This window comes from Streptomyces sp. NPDC032126, assembly GCF_055580085.1.
The window spans coordinates 122,556-148,449 of the sequence record NZ_JBVIMA010000005.1 but is presented as its reverse complement, the minus strand read 5'-3'; the positions used below and the strand labels follow the sequence as shown (position 1 = coordinate 148,449).

At 73.7% G+C, this 25,894-nt stretch carries 19 protein-coding genes; 9 read left to right on the top strand and 10 right to left on the bottom strand.

The features are described from left to right. Nucleotides 1–111 precede the first annotated feature (111 nt). Together ACZ5NW_RS20155 and ACZ5NW_RS20150 are read right to left on the bottom strand one after the other, a co-directional pair. The gene (locus ACZ5NW_RS20155; protein ID WP_468745216.1) at nt 112–1,269 is read right to left on the bottom strand and encodes a hypothetical protein; all 1,158 of its coding nucleotides are present in this window, start codon (nt 1,267–1,269) and stop codon (nt 112–114) included. Nucleotides 1,270–1,570: 301 nt separating this feature from the next. Then, nucleotides 1,571–2,038 (bottom strand): hypothetical protein, encoded by a 468-nt coding sequence (locus tag ACZ5NW_RS20150; RefSeq protein ID WP_468745215.1) that lies wholly within the window; start codon nt 2,036–2,038, stop codon nt 1,571–1,573. A 301-nt stretch (nt 2,039–2,339) separates the two neighbouring features. Here ACZ5NW_RS20150 and ACZ5NW_RS20145 point away from each other — a divergent pair, with 301 nt between their 5' ends. Next, nucleotides 2,340–3,971 carry a serine/threonine-protein kinase gene (locus tag ACZ5NW_RS20145; protein ID WP_468745214.1) on the top strand — a complete coding sequence of 544 codons (1,632 nt, stop codon included), beginning with the start codon at nt 2,340–2,342 and terminating at the stop codon, nt 3,969–3,971. A gap of 72 nt (nt 3,972–4,043) precedes the next feature. On the opposite strand, the gene ACZ5NW_RS20140 is transcribed toward ACZ5NW_RS20145, so the two are convergent. The 5 genes from ACZ5NW_RS20140 to ACZ5NW_RS20120 all read right to left on the bottom strand — a co-directional run bounded on the left by ACZ5NW_RS20140 (nt 4,044) and on the right by ACZ5NW_RS20120 (nt 12,418). Further along, nucleotides 4,044–5,408: an FAD-dependent oxidoreductase gene (locus ACZ5NW_RS20140; RefSeq protein WP_468745213.1), complete on the bottom strand. Its 1,365-nt coding sequence runs from the start codon at nt 5,406–5,408 to the stop codon at nt 4,044–4,046. A gap of 123 nt (nt 5,409–5,531) precedes the next feature. After that, nucleotides 5,532–8,324: a SpoIIE family protein phosphatase gene (locus ACZ5NW_RS20135; RefSeq protein WP_468745212.1), complete on the bottom strand. Its 2,793-nt coding sequence runs from the start codon at nt 8,322–8,324 to the stop codon at nt 5,532–5,534. Nucleotides 8,325–8,392: 68 nt separating this feature from the next. Beyond that, nucleotides 8,393–10,942, bottom strand: coding sequence for a SpoIIE family protein phosphatase (locus tag ACZ5NW_RS20130; RefSeq protein WP_468745211.1), 2,550 nt, complete (start codon nt 10,940–10,942; stop codon nt 8,393–8,395). A 304-nt stretch (nt 10,943–11,246) separates the two neighbouring features. Further along, entirely contained in the window at nt 11,247–11,948 is a 702-nt protein-coding gene (locus tag ACZ5NW_RS20125) for a lipoprotein (RefSeq protein ID WP_468745210.1), read from the bottom strand. A gap of 77 nt (nt 11,949–12,025) precedes the next feature. Continuing rightward, nucleotides 12,026–12,418, bottom strand: a complete 393-nt coding sequence (locus ACZ5NW_RS20120) for a cupin domain-containing protein (protein WP_468745209.1) — start codon at nt 12,416–12,418, stop codon at nt 12,026–12,028. 319 nt (nt 12,419–12,737) lie between these two features. Between ACZ5NW_RS20120 and ACZ5NW_RS20115 the strand changes: the two genes are divergently transcribed. Further along, nucleotides 12,738–13,910: a hypothetical protein gene (locus ACZ5NW_RS20115; protein WP_468745208.1), complete on the top strand. Its 1,173-nt coding sequence runs from the start codon at nt 12,738–12,740 to the stop codon at nt 13,908–13,910. Between the two features lie 94 nt (nt 13,911–14,004). Here the strand turns inward: ACZ5NW_RS20115 and ACZ5NW_RS20110 are convergent, their stop codons facing one another. Then, the gene (locus tag ACZ5NW_RS20110) at nt 14,005–14,490 is read right to left on the bottom strand and encodes a hypothetical protein (RefSeq protein ID WP_468745207.1); all 486 of its coding nucleotides are present in this window, start codon (nt 14,488–14,490) and stop codon (nt 14,005–14,007) included. A 273-nt stretch (nt 14,491–14,763) separates the two neighbouring features. Between ACZ5NW_RS20110 and ACZ5NW_RS20105 the strand changes: the two genes are divergently transcribed. The 5 genes from ACZ5NW_RS20105 (at nt 14,764) to ACZ5NW_RS20085 (ending at nt 21,162) form a co-directional block, all read left to right on the top strand. Next, entirely contained in the window at nt 14,764–16,839 is a 2,076-nt protein-coding gene (locus ACZ5NW_RS20105) for a DUF1996 domain-containing protein (RefSeq protein ID WP_468745206.1), read from the top strand. Between the two features lie 82 nt (nt 16,840–16,921). Continuing rightward, a complete protein-coding gene (locus ACZ5NW_RS20100; protein WP_468745205.1) occupies nt 16,922–18,631 on the top strand; it encodes a hypothetical protein in 1,710 nt (569 codons plus the stop codon). Between the two features lie 66 nt (nt 18,632–18,697). Next, nucleotides 18,698–20,068: a diacylglycerol/lipid kinase family protein gene (locus ACZ5NW_RS20095; protein ID WP_468745629.1), complete on the top strand. Its 1,371-nt coding sequence runs from the start codon at nt 18,698–18,700 to the stop codon at nt 20,066–20,068. A 167-nt stretch (nt 20,069–20,235) separates the two neighbouring features. Next, nucleotides 20,236–20,844: a phosphatase PAP2 family protein gene (locus tag ACZ5NW_RS20090; protein WP_468745204.1), complete on the top strand. Its 609-nt coding sequence runs from the start codon at nt 20,236–20,238 to the stop codon at nt 20,842–20,844. 144 nt (nt 20,845–20,988) lie between these two features. Further along, entirely contained in the window at nt 20,989–21,162 is a 174-nt protein-coding gene (locus ACZ5NW_RS20085; RefSeq protein ID WP_468745203.1) for a hypothetical protein, read from the top strand. Nucleotides 21,163–21,198: 36 nt separating this feature from the next. On the opposite strand, the gene ACZ5NW_RS20080 is transcribed toward ACZ5NW_RS20085, so the two are convergent. Beyond that, entirely contained in the window at nt 21,199–22,026 is an 828-nt protein-coding gene (locus ACZ5NW_RS20080) for a C40 family peptidase (protein ID WP_468745202.1), read from the bottom strand. 1,131 nt (nt 22,027–23,157) lie between these two features. Continuing rightward, the gene (locus ACZ5NW_RS20075) at nt 23,158–23,499 is read right to left on the bottom strand and encodes a helix-turn-helix transcriptional regulator (RefSeq protein WP_468745201.1); all 342 of its coding nucleotides are present in this window, start codon (nt 23,497–23,499) and stop codon (nt 23,158–23,160) included. Nucleotides 23,500–23,632: 133 nt separating this feature from the next. On the opposite strand from ACZ5NW_RS20075, the gene ACZ5NW_RS20070 reads away from it, so the two are divergent. Then, complete coding sequence (locus ACZ5NW_RS20070) at nt 23,633–24,343, top strand: anti-sigma factor antagonist (RefSeq protein ID WP_468745200.1); 711 nt, start codon at nt 23,633–23,635, stop codon at nt 24,341–24,343. 191 nt (nt 24,344–24,534) lie between these two features. Continuing rightward, nucleotides 24,535–25,884: a transaminase gene (locus ACZ5NW_RS20065; protein ID WP_468745199.1), complete on the top strand. Its 1,350-nt coding sequence runs from the start codon at nt 24,535–24,537 to the stop codon at nt 25,882–25,884. The last annotated feature ends 10 nt before the right edge of the window (nt 25,885–25,894 follow it).

Sequence of the window (25,894 nt, the reverse complement as noted above, 5' to 3'; positions counted from 1 at the left end):
GACCGGTGGCCCCTTCGACCCGCCCGCGCGGACGGATCGAAGGGGCCACCCGCCGTCCCCGGACACATGAGGGCCGGATCCGCGCCCCCGGCAGGCTCCGAAAGAGAGGCCCTAGCGGTCCTGGTCCTCGGCTTCGGGCCGGGGGGACCGGCCGGTGCCCTTGAGGCGTTCCAGGGTGCGCGTCAGCTGCTGGAAGGGGGACACGGCGGTGCGCGCGGACGGCTGCGGCTCCTCGGCCGGCGGCGGCACCGCCGGGCCGGCGTTCTCCCGCAGGACGGCCAGCGCCTCGTGGGCCCGCTCGGCTGCCTCGCGGTACAGGTCGCGGGACGTCGTCATGGCCTCCAGCGCCTCCGCGTACATCGCCACCAGCTGCTTCTCCCGGGCGAGTTCCTCCTCCAGGGTCAGCAGGTGCCACTGGTCGCGGAGCGCGCCGAGGACCTCTTCGGCGCCGTCCGGCAGCGGCCTCGGCACCGCCGCGTACCCGATCACGGCGTCCACCAGCTCCAGCGGCTCGGAGCCGTCCAGGAAAACGGTGCGTACGGCGAAGTCCCGGGCGTCGGCGTCCGGGGCGGCCGTCGGACCGGGCAGCACCAGGGCGCCGCCGCGCGGTACCTCCGTACCGGACTCGCGCAGAGCCCAGTTGACCGCGCGCAGCTGGTGCGGTGCGGCGCGGTGCTCGACGACGCGGTCGCGCAGGCCGGGCGGCAGGAAGCGGACGAGCGGTTCGCGGCCGCGCTCGTCGGTCGTCATGGCCTCGTGCACGACCAGATGGATGTTCCAGTCGTCGCGCAGCGCCGCCCGCAGGACGCGCTTGAGGTCCTTGTCGTCGCCGGGCAGGGGGTTGGCGGCGCGGAAACGCAGCCCGGGTACGGGCGTGTGGTCCCAGCCGTCGTCCGACACCGGCTCCTCGGGCCAGAACCGGGTGGCGGGGGATGGCCACCGCCGGCTCCAGGTGCCCTCGGCCTCCGCGACCAGCGTCCACGTGTGGCCCCGCTCCTGCCCCTGCCTGCGGCCGGGGCCCGCGTCGGCGACCTCCAGGCGGGCGCGCACGGTCACATCCTCGGGGGCGATCCAGCGGGCCTCGAACACCCGCCGGTCCGGGGCGCGTTCGGCCTCGGGCAGCTCCAGGAAGTCCAGGACGCCACCCTCCTCCTTCAGACGCCGCAGGTGTCGCAGCACGTCCTGCTCCGGCGAGGAACCGGTGTGGCGGCCCCGGGCCAGCCACACCGTGGAGGGGATGGAGGGGCGATCGGTGGAAGAGGTCGGCATGAGTCCATCTGGGGGACGGGGACGGCGTGCACCTCCCAGTATCGCCCGCCGTCCGGCGTACGCGATCACGCGGGGGTGTGCCGACGGGCGCCGCGATCCGTATGTCTTCCGTCCCGCGCCCGGGGCGCGCGCGGCGCACTCGGGGCGCGTTCCGCGCACACCAGCCGGCGACGGCACACAGGTGTCCCACGGGGCGCGCACCGCCCAGAATCGTCGAACGGACAGGGCCCGCCCACCATCCGCGTCGGGGCGGGCCCTGCCCGCCCGCCCGTCCCGATGCGCACGGCGAGCGACGGCCGTCTCACGCCCGTCGGCCGTCTCCCGGACGGCCGCGGCGGCGTCGGAAGCCTCCGCCCCGTCCTTCCACCTCCCGCTGCCCCGCGCCCGGCGCGCTGAAGCCGCCCGGAACGGTACGGGCCTCGGCGGAAGGCGTCGCCCGGTCGTCGGCCGGGCGTTCGGCGGCGGGTGTGTCGGGCGCCTGGCGGGCGCGCGGGGTGGCGTGCGCGACGACACGGCCGTGGGTCATCAGCGGGGCGCAGGCCGAGCAGACCTCGGTGAGCGTCCACACCTGGCCCACCGCGGGGTCGTGGCGCAGCACCAGCACCACGCTCCCGGCGCACGACACCCGGGTGCCCTCGTGCGCGGAACACTTGTGCTGGCGGCAGCCGCACGCGGCGTCGGGCCGTACGGTGGCGGCCCGCGCGTGGGCGGCCGCATGGGCTTCGGCGAAACGGCGCAGGGACGCGACGTCCCGGGAACGGGCGGGCATGGGGCAGCCCGAGGAGCAGCTGACGGAGGCGGTCCGGTCGCGGTGGCCCGTCACCCGGATCGTCCACGACCGACCCGGGCGGCGAGTTGAAGGAGCGTCAGGGTACGCGAGTGCCAAGGCCATGTGTCCTTTTGTCGTCGAGAGGGCGGCGCGCGGGTGCGCTGAGGGAGAACTACCCGGTGAGGCCCCGGTTCACAGCATGCCGAAGGGTTCTCCTCGCAGCGCGCACGCGGCCCGCGTGTCCGTCTCGGTACCCGGCCCGGGCACACGTTCGTACCCGTCGCCCTCTAGCATCCCCTCCATGAACGCAGGGGGACCCGGCGCACGGGTGATCGACGACCGCTTCGAACTGCTGGAGCGCCTGGGCGGCGGGGGCATGGGCTGGGTGTGGCGGGCCCGTGACCTGGCCTTGCACCGCGAGGTGGCCGTCAAGGAGGTCCGGCCGTCCGACCCGGGACTCGCCGAGTACGACCCCGAGGGCGCACGGGTGTTGCGCGAGCGCGTTCTGCGCGAGGCCCGCGCCCTCGCGCGCGTCGACCACCCCAATGTGGTCGCCATCCACCACATCGTCGACGGCGGCGAGGGCACCTTCCCCTGGCTGGTCATGGAACTCGTCACCGGCGGCTCGCTCCAGGACCGCCTGGAGCGCGGCGCGATGACTCCGCGCGAGGCGGCCCGGCTGGGCCGGGAGGTGCTGGCGGCCCTGCGCGCGGCGCACGCGGTCGGCATCGAGCACCGGGACGTCAAACCGGCCAACGTCCTGCTGCGCCCGGACGGCAGACCCGTCCTCACCGACTTCGGCATCGCCGCCGTCCGCGAGCACACCAGCCTCACCGCGACCGGCACGGTCATCGGCTCCCCGGACTACATGGCCCCGGAGCGCGTCAGCGGCAAGGACGGCGGGCCCTCGGCCGACCTCTGGTCGCTGGCGATGATGCTCTACGTCGCGGTGGAGGGCCATCACCCCCTGCGCCGCTCCTCCACCCTCGCCACGCTCGCCGCCGTGCTCAGCGAGGACGTGCCCCCGCCCCGTCAGGCCGGCCCGCTCACCCCCGTACTGACGGCCCTGCTCGTGAAGGATCCGCAGGCCCGGCCGGACGCGGAGGCGGTCGACCGCATGCTCGCCGAGGTCGAGGCCGGCCTTCCCGCCACGACGGGCGCACCGGCCGTTCCGCCCGCCCCGGCGACCTCCTACCACCTGCCGCCGCCCGCCGCGCCCTCCGGCACGGCGGGTGTCCCGGTGCGGGACACGACGGCCGCGCAGCGGGTCCGGCGCACCCGGGTGCCGGCCGTCTCGGCCGCCGTCGCCGGTGTGGTCCTGGCCGGCGTTCTGGTGTGGGCCCTGCTGCCGGACTCCGGTGACGACTCCGGCGGTGCCGGCGGTACGACCGGCGCCGGGCACGCCACCGGCAGCGCCTCGGTCAGCGCGACCGCGGGTCACGGCGGCGGGGCCACTCCGGCGGCCGACGGCCCGGAGGACTCCGTCGACCTGCTGACCGCCGAGGGCCTGCGCACCACCGTGGAGAAGCTGAAGGCCGCGACGGGCGGTTCGCAGGTCACCGACCTGACGGTCTACGGGGATTACGCCATCGCCGAGGTCCCGGTGAAGGGCCGCCCCAAGCTCTACGACCGGTACCGGTACGACGGCGGGGACGTGGCGGTGAAGGACGGCCCGGGCGGTACGGTCATGAGCGGCGAGACCCCTGTCGATCTGGGGCTGTTCAACTGGAACGCGGTGCCCGCCCTGTTCGCCAAGGCCGACCGCACGCTCAACGTGCCGTCCCCCACCAGCCGTTACCTGGTGATCAACCCCGCCTCCACGATCTTCGACACCGAACCCAACATGGCGGTGTACCTGTCCGACGACTACGGCGCGGGCTATCTGTCGGCCACCCCCGAGGGCAAGGTGATCAACACCTACCCGCACGACTGACGGCGGCGCGCTGCTCGTACGGGCGAGCGAAGGGGCCCGGAGGCGTGTGCCTCCGGGCCCCTCGGCGTCAGGTCACGCGCCGCTCTCGCGCAGCATGTCCTCGCGCTCCACGATCTTCACGCGCTCACGGCCCTGCGGCTCGCCCAGGGCGCGCTCGGCGGCGTCCAGCTTGTACCAGCCCTCCCAGGTGGTGAAGCGGATCTCGCGCTCGCCGAGGAAGGCGTCCACGGCCTCCGGTTCGGGCGAGGCGGGCGTGTGCAGTCGGCCGCCCGCGTAGTCGTCCAGGAGGTTGGCGATCGTCTCGTTGGCGTCGCCCTTGGTGTGGCCGATCAGGCCGACCGGGCCGCGCCGGATCCAGCCGGTGACGTACACCGACCGCAGGTGGGCGCCGGTCTCCTCGATGACCCGGCCGCCCTCGTCGGGGACGGTGCCGGAGTCGATGTCCCAGGGGAGCTTCGGCAGCTTGTCGGAGAGGTAACCGACCGCGCGGTAGACGGCGTCGACGTTCCAGTCCGTGAACCGGCCGGTGCCCTTGACGTTGCCGGTGCCGTCCAGTTCGGTGCGCTCGGTGCGCAGGCCGACGACCCGGCCGTCCTCGCCGAGGATCTCCACCGGCGACTCGAAGAAGTGCAGGAACAGCTTGTGCGGGCGGTCGCCGACATCGCGGATCGCCCAGTTCTCCAGCGTCTTGGCGACCATGTCGACCTGCTTGTTGGAGCGGCGCTGCTCGATCGAGCCGTCGTCGTAGTCGATGTCCTCGGGGTTGACGATGACCTCGATGGTGGGGGAGTGGTCCAGCTCGCGCAGCTCCATCGGGCTGAACTTCGCCTGCGCCGGGCCACGGCGGCCGAACACGTGGATCTCCACGGCCTTGTTCGCCTTGAGGCCGTCGTAGACGTTCGGCGGGATCTCGGTCGGCAGCAGCTCGTCGGCGGTCTTGGCGAGGATGCGGGAGATGTCCAGCGCCACGTTGCCCACGCCGAGCACGGCGACCTTCTCGGCCTCCAGCGGCCAGGTGCGGGGCACGTCCGGGTGGCCGTCGTACCAGGAGGCGAAGTCGGCGGCGCCGTAGGACCCGTCGAGCTCGACGCCGGGGATCCGCAGCTCGCGGTCGGCCATGGCGCCGGTGGAGAAGACCACCGCGTCGTAGAACGCGCGCAGGTCGTCCAGGTGGACGTCCGTGCCGTAGTTCACGTTGCCGAAGAGGCGGACCTGCGGCTTGTCCAGCACCTGGTGCAGGGCGGTGACGATGCCCTTGATGCGGGGGTGGTCGGGTGCCACGCCGTAGCGGATCAGTCCGAACGGGGCCGGCATGCGCTCGAAGAGGTCGATGGAGACACCGGGGTCGGCGGCCACATCGGACTTGAGCAGCGCGTCGGCGGCGTAGATCCCGGCGGGGCCGGCTCCGACGATGGCTACCCGCAGGGGGCGGGGCATGATCAGTTCCCTTCGAGCGGCGATTGATCGACTCGACGGGAAGCCTAAGCTAAGGCATGCCTAACCCGGTACGCGGGTCCGGTCTATGGGCTCATAAGGCTCTTTTATGAGTACCCCAAGACATCATGATAGCGGCTGCTCGGCCCAGATGATCTTCCCGGTGGGGGTGTAGCGGGTGCCCCAGCGCTCCGCGATCTGCGCGACCAGGAACAACCCCCGGCCGCCCTCGTCCGTCATCGCCGCGTACCGCAGATGCGGCGAGGTGCTGCTGCCGTCGGAGACCTCGCAGATCAGCGTGCGATCCCGCAGCAGCCGGACCCGCACGGGGCCGTTGCCGTAGCGGATCGCGTTGGTGACCAGCTCGCTCAGGATCAGCTCCGTGGTGAAGGACAGCTCCTCCAGCTCCCAGCGGGCCAGCTGCCGGGAGACCGCCGCCCGCACCTCGCCGACCGCCGCCGGGTCCACCCGTACGTCCCACTCCGCGATCGCGTCCGGACCGAGCGCCCGGGTACGCGCCACGATCAGGGCGATGTCGTCGCTCTGGCGCTCCGGCAGCATCGATTCCAGCACCACCCGGCAGGTGTGCTCGGGCGAACCGTCGGACCGCTCCAGGGCGCCGCGCAGCAGCTCCAGACCCTCGTCGATGTCCCGATCCCGGTCCTCGACCAGCCCGTCGGTGTAGAGCACCAGCCTGCTGTCCTCAGCCAGCTCCAGCTCGGCCGTCTCGAAGGGCAGCCCGCCCAGCCCCAGCGGCAGCCCGGCCGGCACCTCCGGGTACTCCACACGCCCGTCGGGGTGGACCAGCGCGGGCGGCGGATGACCGGCGCGCGCCATCGTGCAGCGCCGGGCCGCGGGGTCGTAGATGGCGTACAGACACGTCGCGCCGGACACGGGACCGCTCGCCCCGTCGCCCGTCTCGTCCTGGTCGATGCGCGCCACCAACTCGTCCAGCAGCCCGAGCAGTTCCTCCGGCGCCAGGTCCAGGGCGGAGAAGTTGTGGACGGCGGTGCGCAGCCGGCCCATCGTGGCCGCCGCGTGCAGCCCGTGCCCGACGACATCGCCCACCACCAGTGCCACCCGGGAGCCCGACAGCGGCAGCACGTCGAACCAGTCGCCGCCGACACCCGCCTGCGCCGGCAGGTACCGGTAGGCGATGTCGAGGGCGTTCTGGTCGGGCAGGCTGCGCGGCAGCAGACTGCGCTGGAGGGTGACGGCCAGGCCGTGCTCGCGGGTGAAGCGGCGCGCGTTGTCGATCGAGACCGCGGCCCGCGCCACCAGCTCCTCCGCCAGCGCCAGCTCCTCGGCGTCGAACGGCGCGGGCCGCTCCGACCGGTAGAAACTCACCACCCCCAGCAGCAGGGTGCCCGCCCGCACCGGCACCGTGATCAGCGAGTGGATGCCGAACTCCACGACCTGCTCGGTGCGTTCCAGGTCCTGCGCGCGCCAGCCCGGCGACTCGGCGAGCCGCGCCTCCAGCAGCGGCCGGCCCTCGACGAGGCTGCGGGACTGCGGGGCGGAGTCGACGAACCGTATCTGCTCACCCACCGCGTAGAGCGGCGCGCCCTTGCGGATCGCGCCGAGCGCCGTCCGGCGCAGCACGCTGCCCCGCTCCGGCTCATCGCCGGCGAGCACCGCGTCGTACAGATCCACGGTGACGAAGTCCGCGAACCGGGGCACCGCCAGTTCTGTCAGCTCCTCTGCGGTCCGGGTGACGTCCAGGCTCGTGCCGATCCCCACCCCGGCCGCGTACAGCAGGTCCAGCCGCTCCCGGGCCGCCTCCGCCCGGCCCGACAGGGCGCGCAGCTCCGTGGAGTCACGCAGCGTGGCCACACTGCCGGGCGGCCCGCCGGCCAGGTCGGTGGGCCGCTGGTTGATCGCCAGCAGCCGGTCCCCGACCAGATGCACCTCGTCCGACGCCACCCGGCCCGAGGCCAGCAGCCCGGCCGTGTCCTGATCCAGGCCCAGGTCCAGCACATGGCGCCGCTCGGCGTCCTCGGGGAGGTCGAGCAGACGGCGCGCCTCGTCGTTGGCGAGCAGCAGCAGGCCGTCGCCGCCGACGATGATCACGCCCTCGCGCACGGTGTGCAGCACCGCGTCGTGATGCTCGTACATCCTGGTCATCTCAAGGGGCCCCAGCCCGTGCGTCTGACGCTCCAGACGCCGGCTGACCAGCGCCGTGCCCGACGTGGCCAGGGCGAGGGCGGCCGCCGCCGCGGCGAGGACGAGCGGCAGCTGCCGGTCGGCGGTACCGCCCACATGCCGGGTGGTGATCCCGGACGACACCAGGCCCACGACATGGCCCCGGGCATCCTTGACCGGCACCACGGCCTGCACCAGCCGCCCGATCGTGCCGTCGACCTCCTCCACCACCTTGCCCCCGGCCAGGGCGGGCGCGATGTTGCCGACGAACTTCTTGCCGATCCGGTCCGGCTTGGGGTGTGTGTAGCGGATGCCCTCGGTGTTCGTCACGACGATGAAGTCGACCCCCGTGGCCTTGCGGGCGGCCTCCGCCCGGGGCTGCAGCAGCGCCGTCGGATGATCGGAGTTGATGGCCGCGACGATGCCCGGCGAGTTCGCGAACGTCTCGGCCACGGCGAGGGAGCGGTTGCGGGCCTCCGTCGTGCTGTCGCGCCGCGCCTGCAGCACCAGCGCCACCACCGCCGCCACGACGAGCAGCAGCACGATGACGACCTGGAGCACGAACACCTGTGCCGCGAGGCTGCGCCCGCCCAGCGTCCGGCGCCGCCCCCCGTCCTGTCCCGGCCGGCCCGCCGGGTGCGGGGCGGCGGAGGAGGTGCGTCGCCGGATCACCTCGCGCTCGCCTCGGGGTCGGGCACACTCGGGAGTACGCCCTGCGCGCGGTCCGCGGGGGCGACGGGCGGGCCGGGTGTCCGATCGCCCCAGAAGTCGGGCCATGAGCCCATGTCTACACTGCCCGGCCCCGCGAGGCGAGGGGCGTCACAGAGGGTCACGGCAACCACCCCTCACACGGGCTCCGCGCCGCTGTTGTCGCCGTGCGTGGCGGCGCCGCGCCGGGTCGCCAGCAACAGCGCGATGTCGTCGGGCCGGTCGGCGGCCTGACGGGCCGTCGCGGTGAGCCGGTCCGCGACCGCCCCCAGCGCCCTGGCGGCCAGGTCCCCGGAGCGGTCCAGGGCCAGCCGCAGCGCGCCGATCCCGTCGTCGATGTCGCCGCCGGGCCGCTCGACCAGCCCGTCCGTGTACAGCGCCAGGATCGCCCCGGGTTCCAGCCGCAGCTCCGTCACCGGGTAGTGGGCGCGCGGGTCCACCCCGAGCACCACTCCGCCCGGCAGGTCCACGACCCGGGTCCGGCCGTCCGGGGCGCGCAGCAGCGGCGGCGGATGTCCGGCGCGCGCCACCCGGGCCAGCCCGGTCGCCGGATCCAGACGGACATAGCAGCAGCTGGCGAACTGGCCGGGATCGAGATCGATGAGCAGGCGGTTCGTGCCGCCCATGACCTCCTCCGGCGGCCGGTCACCGAGCGCGAACGCCCTGACCGCGCTGCGCAGTTGCCCCATCGTCGCCGCCGCCTGCACCCCGTGCCCCTGCACGTCCCCGATGACCAGCGCGAGCCCGTCCCCGGACTCCACGACGTCGTACCAGTCACCGCCGACGTCCATGCCCTCGGTGCCCGGCAGATAGCGGCCCGCGGTCTCCACCCCAGGGTGCGTGGACAGCCGGTGGGGCAGCAGCGCCTGCTGGAGGCCCCGGGCGACCGCCGCCTCCGTCTCGTAGCGCTGTGCCTTCTCCATGGCGTGCGCGATCAGGCCGGCGAGCGCGGTGAGGACGGTGCGCTCCTCCGAGCTGAAGCTGCGCTCGCGGTCGAAGCCAAGGATGCACGAGCCGACCGGGCGGCCGGAGGCGATCAGCGGCAGGAAGGCGCGGGCGCCCTCGGTCGCGTCCAGGGCGATGCCGGGATAGGCGTCCGCGAGCTGCCGCATCGAGTCGAAGAACAGCGGACGGCCGGTCGTGAGCGTCTCCACGCCCGGCAGCTGCTCATCGAGCCCCACGCCCTCGAACGGAGCCAGGAAGCCCTTGGGGAAGCCGGTCTCCCACGCCAGGTACAGGTGCCGTTCCTGGAGCAGGTAGATGGCCAGCCGGCGGCCGCCGAACGCCGGGAGCAGCTCCTGCACGACGACCGCCGAGACCTGACGCGCGGTCACCGCCCGGGTCAGCGCCATCGCCAGCACGATGGGCCGGTGCACGAGGGCGGCGGCCTCGGACGCGGGCCCCTCCGCAGGCGCCGGCTCGGTCCCGGGTGACCGGTCCGGCATACGGTTCGCGGGTGCGGCGGTGCAGGTGAGGAGGTCGGGCCCCGGATACACGGACACGCTCAGCCAGTCGCCCTCGTACGTGCCCGGCGCGGACCGCCGTACCCGGAAGTGCACCGGCTGCGGCGCCAGCAGGGCGGCCCGCAGATGATCCTCGAAGGCCGGCTGGTCCAGCCACGGTACGGCGTCCCACAACGGCCGCCCGAGCAGCCGGGACCGGGGCAGCCCGAACAGCTCGGCGGCCCTCGGATTGGCGTACACGACCAGGCCGAGCCGATCGACGCAGAACACACCCTGCGGCAGCAGATCGGCGGCGTCCCCGACGGGGACCGGGTCCGGGTCGACCAGGATGCCGACGATCGGTCGCTCCGGCCCTGCCGCGCCGCTGCGGGAGGCGGGGGAACGTACGCGCTCGGAGGGTGTGACGGGCGTGATGCCGAGGGGTGCGCAGAGTTCCAGGAGGCGTGGGCTGCCGTCCGTCGTACGGACGCGCAGCGGCAGGGGCGGTGGGTGGCCCCGGGCCGCTTCGCGCAGGAGGTCGGGCAGGCGGCGGGTGTCCACGGGCGCGACGGCGGCGCTCAGCGTGTCCAGCGGGGCCGGGAAGGTGTCCGGCGGCAGGCCGAGGAGGGCGTGGGCCGGTCGGTCGGCGGAAACCGTGTCGCTGGCCGGATCCCATACGAAGTGGCCGATGCGCGTCGGGGGCGCCGCGGTGGCCGGCGGACGCACGGGCAGCGGCTCGTCGTCCCAGGTGACCGGCGTGCCGACGGCCTCCAGACCGGCCAGGGCCGCACCGAGTTCCTCGGCGAGCAGACTGAGCCGGTCGCGCTCCGCCACCAGCTGCGCGGCGTCGGCGGCCGCCGGACGCAGTACGGCCAGCACGCCGTACGCCCGGTCGCCGGCCACCACGGGTACGGCGATCGTTCCGAACTGGTACGGCAGCCCCGCCGCGAACTGCGGATACCGGCGCATCGTCTCCGTCGCGTTGGCCAGCACCACCGGGACACCCAGCCGGTGGACGTCGGCCACCGGGAACGGCCGGTCCACGTGCAGCCGCCACCAGGGACGGAACAGCGGGCCCGGCAGCCCCGCGAGGACGGCCAGCCTGAGCAGCCCGGGCCTGCGGGAGCACAGGTACACGCCCCCGGCGAGGCCGCCCGCCGCGCTCAGCGCGTCGGTCGCGACCCCGCTCAGCAGCGCGGCCGGCCCTCCGGGCGGCTCCCGCTCGTCCCCGGCGCTCCCAGTCATCGGTCCTACCTCGTCCGTGGCGCATGGGTGGCACAGCAAGAATGCGCCCCGGACGACATGCTTTGCATCCCGGGCACCGGCTCACCCGCCCGCCGGCATGCATTTTCACGTGCGTGCGGGGGAGCCGGGCCGGGGGGTGTTCGACGGGCCGAGAGGGCGTCCGTCGCGTGTCTCACGCCTCCCCGCGCGGGCGGGCATCTCCTACGGCTTGGCCCCCGGCACCGCACCGGTCCGCCGCCGCGTCCCCGCGCCCGACCCGCACACCGCGTGGACCCGCGCCGACGATGGCTCCGAGCGCCGGGACTCAGCCGGTGATGCGCAGGGTGCGCTTCGCGAGTTCGTAGGCCGGGAGCATTTTCCGGTGCTCGTCGTCGTCCAGGCCGCCGAGGTACAGGACGACCGGACCGTCGGGTGCGGTGACCGCGAGCGCGTGCCGGGTCGTGGTCTCGTCGAGGGCGTCGATCCTCGTGCGGTACTCCGCCTCCACTCCGGACAGGTCGCCGGTCCTGAACGCGCGGTACCGGACGTCGCTCGCGTCGCCCTCGGCCCGCACGAACGCCTCCAGCACATGACGCGCGTCGGCGTCGCCCGGCTCACCGGTCCACACCCGAAGGAAGCCGATGTCGCCCGCGGGCTTGGCGTCGATCTCGCAGACCAGGCTGACGGGGCCCTGACGCAGGACCATGTCGGCGAGCTCGTCCGCCGGGGCGGTGGAGCCGGCGGACGACCCGAGATCGACGGCCTCGGCCTTCCAGCTCTTGGCGACGTCGAAGGTGACGGGCAAAGCGCAGGCCGATCCTGGGGCCCCGATGGTGCCGCCCCGCGCGGCAACGGCACCCGGGACGCCGGTGGAGGCCGCCGCGGATCCCGTCGCGGAGGTCGTCGTGCCTCCGCCGCCCGAACAGCCGGTCAGCACCCCTGCGGCCGCCGCCACCAGGGCCACCCGCGCCCACCCCCGCCACACGTTCCCCACCCCGAAGCGCACCGCACTGTCTCCTCTCGACACCGGCGGGCACTGTAACCGACGGTTCGATACGGAGCCCTGGTCCCCGGAGAGGGCGCAAGCGGGGGCTGGGCCGACCGTCAGCCGGGGGCTGCCGCCGGTGTGGCCAGCGGGCTGCCCTGCGGCACGAAGAAGACGGCGTGCAGGACGAGCGGTACGACGCCCCGGTTCTCCGCCCGGTGGACGCCCCGCGGCCCCACCGGCTCCACGATGCACTCCCCGGCCGGTGTCACGCACTCGGAGCCGTCGGCCAGGGTCCGCGTGAGAGTGCCGGAGGTGACGACGGCGACGACCCGCCCCTCGTGGTAGTGCCAGGGCAAGGACTCGCCCGGCGGGATGTCGTACCGCGCCACGACCGTCCGGGTGCCCTCCGGGACGGAGAGGGCGAGGTGGTCGGCGAGGAGGCCGTCGGCCAGCAGCGTCGGCGCGGGGCCGGCCGCGGCGGGGGCGTCCGCGTGCACCGACCCGGTCATGCGGCGGCCCCTCGGGGTAAGCCGATCGGGGTCCGTATGAGCTCGGCATGAAGATCCACGGCGGTGACCCTAGCCCAGTCGCTACGCGCGTTGATCCTCCGGCCGTCGCCGTAGGAAGCGTTTTCGCCATCTGCCTCGGCACGCGACATCGGTCACAGACAGGCATCCCGGACTGAACCCGACGGGCGTCTTTGGCGTCTGCCGGAGTGCCCGCGATCGATGTCGCCCTTCCCGGGATGAGAATCGATCTTTACGACATGCTGTGTGGTGAGTGATTGGGGGGCCTTTGCGTCCAGAGATGGAGCGGCGGGAGGGGAGCGTGCGGGCGCGGTCCGCGCTGTTCCGGGCCGTCGCATGGGTGGGCCGCACACTCCGCGGCGAGCTGCGGGGCATCATCGTCGACCCCGTGCGTGAACTGTGGCGCCGCGGCCCGTCCGCGTTCCTGCTGGCGGTCGTCGCCTGCGGCGGCGTGATCTTCTTCCATGCGATCGCCCAGAACCCGACCGGCGCGACCGTCGTCCGGATCCTCGGCGGAGTGCGCGGCGACCTGCCGCTGTGGCTGGCCCTGCTGCGCACTCCCGTCTCCCTCTACGTCCCCGCGCTCGACCTGCCCGTATGGGCCGGCATCACCCAGCTCTTCCTCGCCTTCGCCCTGGCCGAGCTGGCCCTCGGCCGGCGCAGGACACTCGCCGTCGCCTACGTCACCACGCTCGCCGGGACGCTCACCGCGCGCGTGATGATGGCCGTGGGACCCGGCTGGGGAGGATTCGGCCTGCCGCCCGAGACCGGGCAGGTGCTCGACACGGGCCCGTCGGCCGCCGTGGTGGGCCTGTTCACCTACATCTCGGTCATCCGGCGCGCCCCCATCGTGTTCACGCTCACCGGCGGCTCGATGGTGCTGGAGTCGATCGCCAAGCCCAATCTGGCCGGCCGTGAGCATCTGATCGCCGTCGGCGCCGCGATAGTCCTCGGACTGCTCCACGGACGGGGGGAGGGCTGGCGCCGCCGACTGCGGGAGCTGTGGCCCTGGGACGGCCGCCGGGCGACGGCACAGCGCCTCGCCGGTCCCGCGACTCCGGTGACCGTGCCCCAGCCGACGGCCGCGAACACCGCCCACGGCTTCGCCGCACCCCCCACCCCCACCGGCCGCGACACAGCCCGGGACACGACCCCGGCCGGCCTCGGCGGGGTGGTGCCTGCGCCTGTGGCTGCCGGTCGAAGCGGCGTGGCCGACTACGCCGCGGCCGCTCGCGGTGGTGGCCCGGATGTCGCCTCTGCCGGGCGCGGCAGCGCCCCGGATGTCGCCCCTGCCGGTCATGTCACCGTCCCGGCCCCGGTGCCGTCCTCCGCCGGTCGTGGCGCGGTGCCCGGGCCCGTGTCCCTCCGTCGGCCGGTGGGCGCCGCGTCGGTGCCCGCAGGGCGTGCGGTGTGTCCCGGATCCGCCGTCATGAGCCGTGCGGGTGGTGCACCGGAACGCGGGCGGACGCCCTGAGCCGCGGACGGCCGGCGGGCGGCGCGGCATCAGGGGCCCGTCGGTCGTCTCCGGCCGTACGGCGTTCAGAGGCCGCGCCGCAGGGGCGGGCCGGTCAGGCGGACGGTGCCTGTTCCGCGCCGCTCGGCCACAGCACCTCGACGTCCACGCCGTGGCTGCGGGCGTAGGCCACCAGATGGGCGGTGGCGTCCTGGCCGTTGGACGGTGAGCCGTCCCACACCGCGAGCAGGCCGCTGCACGAGCGCACCAGGTTCTCATCGGCGGTGACACAGGCCCCCCGGTCGCCGGGGTCGTACTCCAGCAGCCGCACCTGCCGGGAGAGCAGCAGCAGTTCCCCGGCGGCCCTGCGTTCCGGCTCGGCGAGCTGCGCGGGCACGCCGTTGCGGGACGGCAGCACGGTCACCAGCGCCAGCCCCGCCTCCCGCGCGGCGCGTCCGAACGCCACGGGCAGGCCCCGCCCCACCCGGACCAGCCCCGCCCGCCCGGCCTGCGCGAAGGCCGCCAGCCGGGACCGCAGTTCCTCTTCCAGTAGCGCGAGGGTTCCCTCGCTGAGATGGGGATGCCCCACGACAGCGATCACTCCGGCCGTCCCTTCTCCTTGACTCTTCACTCTTCCCGACCCGCCGGTTACCCGGCGCACGCCATGATCATCGCCGTGCGGGACGGCGTCCAGAGGTCGGTCGGCCCGGGCGGGGGCCGTTGGGCCCTTGACCGGGGGTGCCCGAACCGCCGTACCGGCCGCATGAGAAATTTCTGTGAATCCGCGAGGCGGTTGAACACCGCGGCGCCCCGTTCCGTATAGGGCCGGGGGGATTTGTAGTCCGACGCCGCCCACGACGCGTAGGAGCACTCCTTGGCACACAACAGGCGCAGGCGCCCGACCGGTGGACGACGCGCGACCTTCGCGGCTGTCGCCCTGATCCTGGGCGGCGGAGGACTGGTGGCGGCCAATGTGTACGCCTCCGCGAGCGAGAGCGGCCCCGACGGCCCGTGGACCACCGGCGCCGTCACCATCGACTGCCCCGACGTGGGCGCCGGGTTGACGGACGTCCCGGACGGGGCGAAGGCCGAGGTCGACAAGGAACTCGCCCTCCTGGACCAGCAGATAGCGGCCGCGTACCAGCAACTGCAGCAATCCGCCGACGCCGTGCGGCAGGACAGTTCGTTCGCGGACAACGCGGTGATGAACCCGCTGAAGGAGAAGCGGGAAGCCGCCATCGACCGCATCGCGGAGGCCGTCGACCGGGTGGGCGACCGCCCCGAGGGCCTGGACGACCTCGCCGCCTGCACCCTGCGCACCGCCGAGGAGCGGAACGGGCAGAACGGCGACGGCGGTCAGGGCGACGGCCAGAACGGTGGCGACCAGAACGGCGGCGGCCAGGGATCCGGCGACGGAGGCCAGGGCAACGGCGGCCAGGCCGGCAACGGACCGGTGGCCGCCGACTACGCCGACATCACCACTGCCCCGCCCGCCGCGGCCACGCCGGCGCCGGACGCGAACGCCTCCCGCGGCAGCTTCGTGACCAGCTGCGGAGTCAACGCCCAGGGCCTGTTCAACTCCGACAACGTCATCGTCGCCCCGGGCGTCAGCAACGGCGCCCACCACTTCCACGACTACGTCGGCAACCAGTCCAACAACGCCTTCGCCTCCGACGACGACCTGGCCGACGCCGACACCAGCTGTGCGGACCAGGGCGACAAGTCCTCGTACTACTGGCCCGTTCTGCGGCTGCAGAACGGCACGCGCGAGCGGGACGCCGACGCGCCCGGCGGCGGCACGGAGGGCAACGCGGGCCAGATCGTCACTCCCAAGGCGGTCACCCTGACCTTCGTCGGCAGCCCGCGCGGCCAGGTGACGGCCATGCCCCGGCTGCTGCGCATCATCACCGGCGACGCCAAGGCCTTCGTCAACGGCCCCACCAACGCCAACGCGTCCTGGAGCTGCACGGGCTTCGAGGACCGTCAGCTCAAGGAGAAGTACCCGCTCTGCCCCCAGGGCAGCGACGTCGTGCGCACCTTCCGCTTCCAGAGCTGCTGGGACGGCCGCAACATCGACAGCGCCAACCACCGCACGCACGTGGCCTTCGCCGGCGACGACGGCACCTGCCCGCAGGGCTTCCGGGCCATCCCGCAGCTCGTCCAGCGGATCGTCTACGACGTCGACGCGCCGAGCCTCGACGACGGCGGCCGTACGACGCCGCTGTTCGCGGTGGACTCCTTCCCGGAGCAGCTCCACAAGCCGGTCACGGACCACGGCGACTTCATCAACGTCTTCGACGAGCGGCTGATGGGGCAGATGGTCGACTGCATCAACCAGGGCCGGCGGTGCGGGGCCGGGACGGGCGACGGGTCCGGCGGCTCCGGCGGCGGCAAGGGTGACGACACGGGTGCCGGCAACAGCGACAACGGCGCCGGTTCCGGGAGCGACCAGGGGTCGGACAACGGGTCCGGTGCGGACAACGGCTCCCAGGGGTCCGGCGGTTCCGGCGGTTCCGGCGGTTCCGGCCAGGACAACGGCGCCGACAACGGTGGTCAGCAGGGGCAGCAGCAGCCCGCGCCGAGCACCGAAGCGCCCCAGGGCGACGGTCTGGTCGACACCGGCGCGGGCACCCAGGCCCAGCCCCGGGTCTACGCCCAGTCCACCACCCGCTCGACCTCGTCCCCCGTACCCACGTCCGACGGCCAGGGCACGAGTGGTGACGACCGCGCGAAGGGTGACGGCAGCACGCCTGGTGGCGCCGCTCAGGCCGCCGCACCCGGTGTCGTCACACCGGTCGCCTCCGCCCAGGGCGAGGGCACCCAAACGCAGGCGGTGAAGGGCGACCTGGCCGAGACGGGCACCTCGATGTGGCCCGCGGCGGCCGGCGGCCTCCTGGTGATCGCCGGTGTCGTCCTGCTGCTGCGCCGCACGGGACGTCGTACCTTCTGAGTCCGTGCCGCGCCCGGCTCGTTCGGGTGCTCCCGGCGGCGGGAGCTCCCCCGGGCGGGCCGGGGCGCGGTATGAGGGAGGTATGGAGCGCACGCAGTACGACGAGCCGGCCGAGTACGGGCGGTACTACGACCTCGGCGGCCACGGCAGGACCGTCACCACCTCGTCCCCCGAGGCCCAACTCTGGTTCGACCGCGGCCTGGTGTGGACATACGCCTTCCATCACGAGGAGGCCGTCGCCTGTTTCGAGGCGGCGGCCCGCGCCGACCCCGACTGCGCCATGGCCCACTGGGGCATCGCCTACGCGCTCGGCCCCAACTACAACAAACCGTGGGAGTTCTTCGACGGCGAGGACCTGGTCCACACGGTCGAACGCACCCATGCCGCCGTCGAGCGCGCCCACGAGAGGTCCGTCCGCGCCACGCCGGTCGAGCGGGCCCTGATCGGCGCGCTGCGCGCCCGCTACCCGCAGGCCCGGGCCGTCGAGGACTGCTCGGTGTGGAACCACGCCTACGCCGACGCCATGCGCGCCGTGCACGAACTGGCCCCCGACGACCTCGACGTGGCCACCCTGTACGCCGACGCCCTCATGAATCTCACGCCTTGGCAGCTGTGGGACCTCGGGACCGGCGGGCCCGCGAAGGGTGCCCGCACGCTGGAGGCCCAGCGGGTGTTCGAGCGGGCGCTGGCCGCCGACGGAGCGGACCGGCACCCCGGTCTCCTGCATCTGTACATCCACCTGATGGAGATGTCCCCGACGCCCGAGGCCGCCCTGCCGGCCGCGGACCGGCTGCGCGGCCTCGTCCCCGACGCGGGCCACCTGCAGCACATGCCGTCGCATCTGGAGGTCCTCTGCGGCGACTACCGCCGCGTGGTGTCGGACAACACGGCCGCGATCGCCGCCGACGAGAAGACACGCGCGCGTACCGGGGCGATGAACTTCTACACCCTGTACCGGTCGCACAACCACCACTTCAAGATCTACGGGGCGATGTTCCTCGGCCAGTACGCCACCGCGCTGGAGGCCGCGCGGCAGTTGGAGGAGTCCATCCCCGAGGCCCTGCTGCGCGTGCAGAGCCCGCCCATGGCCGACTGGCTGGAGGGCTTCCTCGCCATGCGGGTCCATGTGCTGATCCGCTTCGGCCGCTGGGCGGACATCCTGCGGCTGCCCCTGCCCGCCGATCCGGACCTGTACCGCGTGACCACCGCGATGGCGCACTACGCGCGCGGGGTCGCCCTGTCCGCCACCGGCCGCGTCACCGAGGCCGAGGCCGAACGGGAACTGTTCCGTGCGGCCGTCGACCGCGTCCCCGAGTCGCGCATGCTGTTCAACAACACCTGCCGGGACATCCTCGCCGTCGCCTCCGCGATGCTCGACGGCGAACTGGAGTACCGCACGGGCCGCTTCGACCGGGCCTTCGCCGCACTCGAACGGTCCATCGCCCTCGACGACGGCCTTCCCTACGACGAACCCTGGGGGTGGATGCAGCCCACCCGGCACGCGTACGGCGCCCTGCTGCTCGAACAGGGACGCGTCGCCGAGGCCGAGGCGGTCTACCGCGCCGACCTGGGCCTGGACGACACGCTGCCGCGCGCCTCCCAGCACCCCGGGAACGTCTGGTCGCTGCACGGCCTGCACGAGTGCCTGGTGCTGCTGGGCAAGGACGGCGAGGCACGGATCGTGGCCCAGCAGCTCAGGCTCGCCCGCGCCCTTGCGGACGTGCCGATCGAGGCATCCTGTTACTGCAGGCTCACGACCGGGACGCCCGCCTGCTGCGAGGCCGGGCACTGATCGGCGGCCCGGGACGTTCTCCGGACACGGCGGCACGAAGATCGCACACAGGATGGCGGGGTGACGGTGAAGGACACGGCCGAGGACAAGGCGACCGCGCGGGACGCCGATGTGCGCCGCGCCCGCCGCTGGGCACGCCTCGCGCTGCTGCTCGTCGTCTGCGTCGCCGCGCTCGTGGGCTCGGTCGCGGCGGCCGGCGGATGGCTGGTGCTGCTGGGCGGCTTCGCCGGACTCGCCCTGGCCGGCGCGGGGCTGTGGTGGGCCCTGTCCCACCGCGGCGGAGCCCGCCTGCTCGGCACGGTACTCGCCGTCGGCGCCCCGGTCGGCGTAGTCGTCGTGTACGCCCTGTCGGGGCTGTGGCCGATCGCGGCGGGCGCGGTCGCCCTGTGGGGTGCCGCGCTGGCCAGCGCCCGAGCCGCCCTGCACCGGCTGCGCAGACCGCGCGGCATGCGCAGTCGTCGCACCCCGCCGCCGCGCAGGCCGGTCCTGATCATGAATCCGCGTTCCGGCGGCGGCAAGGTCGAACGGCACGACCTGGTCGCGCGGGCCGAGGCACTCGGCGCCCGGGTGGTCCTCCTCGATCCGGACGGCGGCACCGACGTGGTCGCCGAGGCCCGACGGGCCGTCGCCGACGGCGCGGACCTGCTCGGGGTCGCGGGCGGCGACGGCACGCAGGCGCTGGTCGCCGGGGTCGCCGCCGACGCCGGGCTGCCGTTCCTCGTCCTGGCCGCCGGCACCCGCAACCACTTCGCCATGGACCTGGGCCTGGACCGCACCGACCCCGCCCGCGGCCTCGACGCGCTCACCGACGGCGTCGAACTCCGCGTCGACCTGGGCGAGGTGAGCGGACGGCCGTTCGTCAACACGGTCTCCTTCGGGGCGTACGCGGAGATCGTGCAGTCCCCCGACTACCGCGACGCCAAGGCCGCCACCGCGCTCGACCACCTGCCCGACCTGCTGCTGGGTGACGGGGGCGCCGTCCTCGACGTCCGCGCCGACGCCACCCGTCTGCACGCGCCCCAGGCCGTCCTGGTCAGCAACAACCCCTACGCCCGCGCCGACCCGCTCGGCGGCGGCCGAAGACACCGGCTGGACTCGGGCAGGCTCGGCGTGATCGGCCTCCGGGTGGACGGTGCCGCCCAGGCGGCCGAGATCGCCCTGCGCGGCGAACGGGCCGGGAGCGTGACCTCCGTGACCGCCCGGCGCGTGGAGGTCACGGCCGACATCCGGGTGGTGCCGGTCGCCGTCGACGGCGAGGCGCTCACCCTGCCCACACCGGTGGTGTGCACGCTGCGCTCCGGCAGGCTCCGGGTGCGGGTGCCACGCCGCCGCCCCGGCGCGACGTACGCCCCACCGGCCGTCGACTGGCGCCGTATCGTCGGTCTGGCCTTCGCCCGGCCCGGCGGTGACACCGGCGAGGAGGCGCGAGATGCTTGATCATTGACTTACGGAACGCGAGGACGGGAGCCGACGGTGGGTGAGCGGCCCTCGTCCCGGAAAGCGACGCGCCGGCGGCCCCGTCCGTCGGCCTTTGCCCACGACAGCAAGCGCGGCCGTCGACGTCCGACCGGCGGCCCCCGGCCCAGACCAGCAAGGAGCGGGCGATGCCTGACCACCGGATCGCGAACCGTACGCCCGGAGCGCCTCTGATGCATGACCTCGCGGCGCTCGACCAGGCGCTCTACGAGGCCGTGACCGTGACCCGGACGCCGACCCTGGACTCGGCGCTGCGCCGGCTCTCCAGAGCCGCGGACCACTCCAAGCTGTCCTTCGCGGCCGCCGGCCTGCTCGCCCTGGTTCCGGGGCGCCCGAGGCGGGCCGCCGCCCTGGGCGTCGCCGCGATCGGGATTGCCTCGGCGACCGCCAATCTGGCCGGCAAGAAGCTCGTCCGGCGCCCTCGTCCCCACCGGGCCGAGGACTCACCGTTCCCCGGTCGGCACGTGCCCATGCCGGCCTCCGCGTCCTTCCCCTCCGGCCACACCGCCTCGGCGGTCGCCTTCGCGGCGGCGGTCGGCCCCGTCTTCCCGGCGGCCACGGTTCCGCTGGGACTGCTCGCCGCCGCGGTGGGGTACTCCCGGATCCACACCGGGGTCCACTATCCGGGGGATGTGATCGCGGGCGCCCTCCTCGGCACGGGCGCGGCGGCCGTGGTCCTCGGGGTCGCGGGTGTCACCGGCGTCACACCTCCAAGGACGCTGTTCCACACGCGCTGAGGCGCGCCCGCGAGCGGCGGGGAACGGGTGACGGAATCGGGTTTTCCACTACCCTCAGTAACATGATCAACTTCTTTTCCGGGGCGGGGCATGCCTGCGTGCCGCGCCCACCGACCCTGTCATCGCCCCGCTCGGAGGACCCCCATGCCCTCGCACGAGGACTCGCTGCACCAAGCCCACGCCGACTACGAGCAGCACATGCGCACCTGCCGCCAGTGCGCCGTCGACACGGTGCCGTGCGCGGTCGCCAAGCACCTCCTGCGCCTGTACAACAACGCCCGAAGGGGCCGGATGCGCGCGAACTCCGCCACCGGCTGAGGGCTCGGCCGGGCGGGGGTCGCGCGGGGGCGGGACTCAAGCGGGTCGGATCGCGCCGCGGATCGCGTCCTGGCCGGCGTGGTGGATCGACTCCTCGCGGACGAAGGCGCCCGGACCCGGTGCGTGGATCATCATGCCGTTGCCCGTGTACAGACCGGTGTGGCTCAGGCCGTCGAAGAAGAAGACCAGGTCGCCGGGTTGAAGGTCCGCCAGGTCGATCGCCGTGCCGATCTGCGCCTGCTCGGCGGTCGTCCGGGGCAGCGGCACACCGGCGGCCTTCCAGGCGGCCTGGGTCAGGCCGGAACAGTCGTAGGAGCCGGGCCCCTTGGCGCCCCAGACGCAGGGCTTGCCGATCTGCTCGCGGGCGAAGGCGAGCACCCTCTCGGCCTTGAGGGCGTAGGCGGGCGCGGTGGGCGGAAGGACCGGCGCGGGAGCCTGGACGGTGTCGCCGCCCGCGAAGGGGACGGCGGCCGAGGGCTGCGCCCCGATGGCGTAGGCGGGCGGCTGCTGCGCGGGCCGGACTTGCGCGCCACCGCCCCCGTACACCGGCAACTCGCCCGTGTCCCAGGATGGTTCGGCGGCCGGCACCGGGGCCGTCGCGGGGGCGGCGGGCTGCGCGGTCGCCCGCGCCATCACCTCACGGGCGGCGTTGAGCTTGCGCCCGATCTCCTCCTTGGCGCTCTTGAGCGCCCCTTGACGCCGAGCGGACGCGAGCCCCGCGGTCGGCCCGGCCGTGGGGGCGGGAGCGGAGGGGGCCGCGGGGCGGATGCCGGGGTCCATGGCGGGGACGGGGGCGGCAGTGGCCGTGGGCCGGATCGCGGGGGTGGGTGCGGGTGCGGCGGCCGGGGCGAAGAGAGGGTCCACTGCGGGTGCGGCTGTGGGCGCGGCGGCCGGGGCGAAGAGGGGGGCCGTCCTAGGTGCGGGTGCCGCGGCGGAGGCGAACAGGGGGTCCATCGTGGGGGCCGCGTCGAGGGGTGAGGCCGTGGGGAAGCCGGGGTCCACTGCGGGTGCGGGCGCCGTAGCCGGGGCGAAGAGGGGGTCCATCGTGGGCCCCGCGTCCAGGGGTGACGCCGTGGGGATGCCGGGGTCCACTGCGGGTGCGGCTGCGGGCGCCGCCGGGCTGAAGAAGGGGTCCAGCGTGGGCGACGCCGTTCCCCTGCGGAACACGGGGTCGCCCGCGAGGGCGGACACCGAGTCGGACGTGAAAGCGGACAAGGGGTCGGCCGTGCGAGCGGACAGCGGATCCGCCGCGGGGGCGGACGAGGAAGCGGACACGGAACCGGTCGTAAGGGGCGACACGGGGTCCGGTCTCGGAGGAAGCTCCGGTACGGCCGGCAGCGTCGGGAGTACGGCCGTCTCCTGGGTCGGCATGACGGCCGTTTCCTGAGCCGGGGGAAGCGCGGCCACGGCCCTCGCCGTCAGCTCGGGAACCCGCCGCTCGGCCCCCTCCAACTCCCGTGCCCAGGACGTCTCGGCGGGCCGCGCCGCCGGCTTCGGCGGACGGGGAGCCACGGCCGGGCGCTCGGGCATGCGATCGCGTGGCAGGGCGGCCGGTACGGTCGGCCCGAGCTTGCCGCGCGCCGCGTCGAACCACTGCCGGGCCACCGCTTCGAGCCCGGGGTCACCGGACCCCCGCCCACCGCCGCCACCCGCCCCGCGCCGCGTCGGTGACGACATCGCGCGGGTCGCGTTGAAGGTCCCGGTGTCGCTCTCGGCGCGGTCGTAAAGGGCGTTGACCCGCCGCTGGATCTCCGCCTTGCTCGGCCGGTCGGCGTCCTGGCTTCGATCCGTCGCCATGAGCGGCGTACTCCTTCCGTGCGCCGCCTGACGTGAAAGGTTCAGCACCTGTGTGCCGTCAGGCGGTTGAGAGGGCCGTCGGTCGCACTGCCCGGCGTCAACCTAACCAACTTGTGTGACTGATGTGAAGATTGAAGCCTCGAATGTCCGATACGTATTCGTGACCTTCGTCTCTTGTCACGCCAAGTACCCGTGTGGTCACGGTCGTTGGGGTTGGATGTCGGCCTCCCGGGCCCGCGACGCCTCGTCCCGTACGAGCAGTGACAGGAGTGCGGCCACGGTCAGCCCCGACTCGGCGGGGTGGCGCAGCACTTTGCTCGGCTCGATCGTGTAGGTGTTGCCGCGCCCCTCGCGGGTGTGCGAGAGGTAACCGGCTTCCTCCAGGTCGGCGATGATCTTCTGGACCGCGCGCTCGGTGAGCCGGCAGCGGGCCGCGATGTCACGGATCCGTGCGCTGCGGTTGTCGGCGATCGCCGCCAGGACGCGCGCGTGATTGGTCAGGAACGTCCATCCGTTGTGCGGCTCAGGCACTCCTTCCATGGCCTCAGCATACGACTGGACATTCACGAAGCCCAAAGAAGGAACTTAATTTCGTGTATCTGTTGACGTATGACGGGTCCCGGGGAACCCTGTAAGGACGGGAAACGGGCAGAGGCCGGGAGAGGTGGTCGTCGTGGAGCCCGCTTACGAGGTCGGGCCCGGGGCTGCGGACGCCGTAGTGCCCCTGGAGGCGGGCGGTGTCCCCTCCGCACGTCGGAAGCCGGGACTGCGGATCGATCACCGGTCCGTCGGTGAGCGCGTGGTCGTGGCGGTCCATGGCGAACTGGACCTCGAGTCCGCCCAGCCGCTCCAACGCGCCCTGCGCGCCGCCCTCACCACCGCGGTCGAGGGTGTCGACCTCGACCTCGGGGGAGTCGCCTTCTGTGACTGCTCCGGCCTGAACGTCCTGCTCGCCCTGCGTCGCCGGGCCATGAAGGAGGGCAAGACCATCGTCATCGTCGACTCGTCCCCCGGCATGGACCGCCTCCTCGACCTCAGCGGCACCCGGGCGCTGTTCGCCGCCCACGCGGACGGCACGGGCGGGCCGGACGGCGACACCGAGGCGCTGCGGGAGCTGCGCGTCGAGGTCGTCCAGTTGCGGCGCGCCATGCAGACGCGCCCCGACATCGACCTGGCCCGCGGCATCCTCATGGCCTCCTTCGCTCTCAGCGCGGACGAGGCCTGGCAGGTTCTGGTCACGGCCTCCCAGCACGCCAACACCAAGCTGCATCACCTGGCTCGCGGTCTGGTCGCGGCCGCGGAGGGCGAGGAGCCGTCGGAGGAGGCCCGGACGCACCTGGTGGCCGCGATCGCCAAGGTCCGCGGGGAGTCGGAGGCGAGCTGACGGTCGCCGGGGGCGGGCCGGCGGGGCGTCGGATGCCGGAGGCGAGCTGGTGGTGCTTCGCGTGTCGCGAGGAGGGATCGGGCGCTCGATTCGAGCGTTCTGGCAATCGATTCAAGCGCATACCCTTGAATCACCTATGGAATCAATCGTAGATTGCGCCCATTCGCTCATCCCTCCGATCGAGGTGTGCCATGGACCGTGCCCGACTGCGTCACCTGCTGGCCCGCGAGATCGCCGAGGCCGACGCCGGAAATCCCCGCTCCAAAGCCGCCTTCGCCCGTGCCGAGCACCTCTTCGGCAGGGTGCCGATGACCTGGATGAACAAGACCGCCGGAGCCTTCCCCCGCTACCTGGCCTCGGCCCGCGGCGCCCGGGTCACCGACATCGACGGGCACACGTACATCGACTTCTGCCTGGGCGACACCGGCGCCATGGCCGGCCACTCGCCGGAGGTCGTGGCCGCCGCCGTCCAGCACCGCTTCGCCGACCTGGGCGGTGCCACGGCCATGCTGCCCACGGAGGACGCCGAGTGGGTCGGCGCGGAGCTGACCCGCCGCTTCGGCCTGACCCGCTGGAGCTTCTCCCTCACCGCCACCGACGCCAACCGTTGGGCGATCCGCCTCGCCCGCGCCGTCACGGCCCGGCCCAAGATCCTCGTGAACAGCTACTGCTACCACGGCAGCGTCGACGAGTCGCTCATCGTGACCGGCCCCGACGGCACCGGCACCGCCCGCCCCGGCAACGTGGGCGCGCCCTGCGACGTCACCCTCACCAGCCGCGTCGCCGAGTTCAACGACCTGGAGCAACTGGAGCGCGAACTCGCCCACGGCGATGTGGCCGCCGTCCTGATGGAGCCCGCCCTCACCAACATCGGCATCGTCCTGCCCGAGCCCGGCTATCTCGCCGGAGTGCGCGAACTGACCCGCCGCCACGGCGCGCTGCTGATCAACGACGAGACCCACACCTTCTCCGCCGGCCCCGGCGGCTGCACCGCCGCCTGGGACCTGGAACCCGACGTCCTCACCATCGGCAAGGCGATCGGCGGCGGCATCCCGGCCGGCGCCTACGGCCTCTCCGCCGACCTCGCCGACCGCCTTCTCGACCGCGACGACCTGGACCTCGTCGACATGGGCGGCGTCGGAGGCACCCTCGCGGGCAACGCCCTGTCCGTCGCCGCGATGCGCGCCACCCTCGAACACGTCCTGACCGACGAGGCGTTCACCACGATGGCGAAGCTGGCCGAACGCTTCGAGGCCGGCGTCCGCGCGGCCATCGACGTGCACGCCCTGCCCTGGTCCGTGAGCCGGCTCGGCGCCCGCACCGAGTACCGCTTCGCCGACCCCGCGCCCCGCACCGGCACAGAGGCGGCGGCCGCGGGCGACACCGAACTGGAGGACTTCCTCCATCTGTACCTCGCCAACCGGGGCATCCTGCTCACCCCCTTCCACAACATGGCGCTGATGTGTCCCGACACCACCGAACGGGACGTGGACACCCACACCGACGTCTTCGCCGCGGCCCTGGCCGAACTGGCCGGCTGACCAGCACGGA

Bases quoted from the DNA above. Each gene is read 5' to 3' on its own strand.
- ACZ5NW_RS20145 (WP_468745214.1), top strand. From the start codon at position 2,340: ATGAACGCAGGGGGACCCGGCGCACGGGTGATCGACGACCGCTTCGAA.
- ACZ5NW_RS20090 (WP_468745204.1), top strand. From the start codon at position 20,236: ATGCCTGACCACCGGATCGCGAACCGTACGCCCGGAGCGCCTCTGATG.
- ACZ5NW_RS20135 (WP_468745212.1), bottom strand. From the start codon at position 8,324: ATGGCCCGACTTCTGGGGCGATCGGACACCCGGCCCGCCCGTCGCCCC.
- ACZ5NW_RS20085 (WP_468745203.1), top strand. From the start codon at position 20,989: ATGCCCTCGCACGAGGACTCGCTGCACCAAGCCCACGCCGACTACGAG.
- ACZ5NW_RS20130 (WP_468745211.1), bottom strand. From the start codon at position 10,942: ATGACTGGGAGCGCCGGGGACGAGCGGGAGCCGCCCGGAGGGCCGGCC.
- ACZ5NW_RS20150 (WP_468745215.1), bottom strand. From the start codon at position 2,038: ATGCCCGCCCGTTCCCGGGACGTCGCGTCCCTGCGCCGTTTCGCCGAA.
- ACZ5NW_RS20100 (WP_468745205.1), top strand. From the start codon at position 16,922: ATGGAGCGCACGCAGTACGACGAGCCGGCCGAGTACGGGCGGTACTAC.
- ACZ5NW_RS20140 (WP_468745213.1), bottom strand. From the start codon at position 5,408: ATGCCCCGCCCCCTGCGGGTAGCCATCGTCGGAGCCGGCCCCGCCGGG.
- ACZ5NW_RS20065 (WP_468745199.1), top strand. From the start codon at position 24,535: ATGGACCGTGCCCGACTGCGTCACCTGCTGGCCCGCGAGATCGCCGAG.
- ACZ5NW_RS20120 (WP_468745209.1), bottom strand. From the start codon at position 12,418: ATGACCGGGTCGGTGCACGCGGACGCCCCCGCCGCGGCCGGCCCCGCG.
- ACZ5NW_RS20075 (WP_468745201.1), bottom strand. From the start codon at position 23,499: ATGGAAGGAGTGCCTGAGCCGCACAACGGATGGACGTTCCTGACCAAT.
- ACZ5NW_RS20155 (WP_468745216.1), bottom strand. From the start codon at position 1,269: ATGCCGACCTCTTCCACCGATCGCCCCTCCATCCCCTCCACGGTGTGG.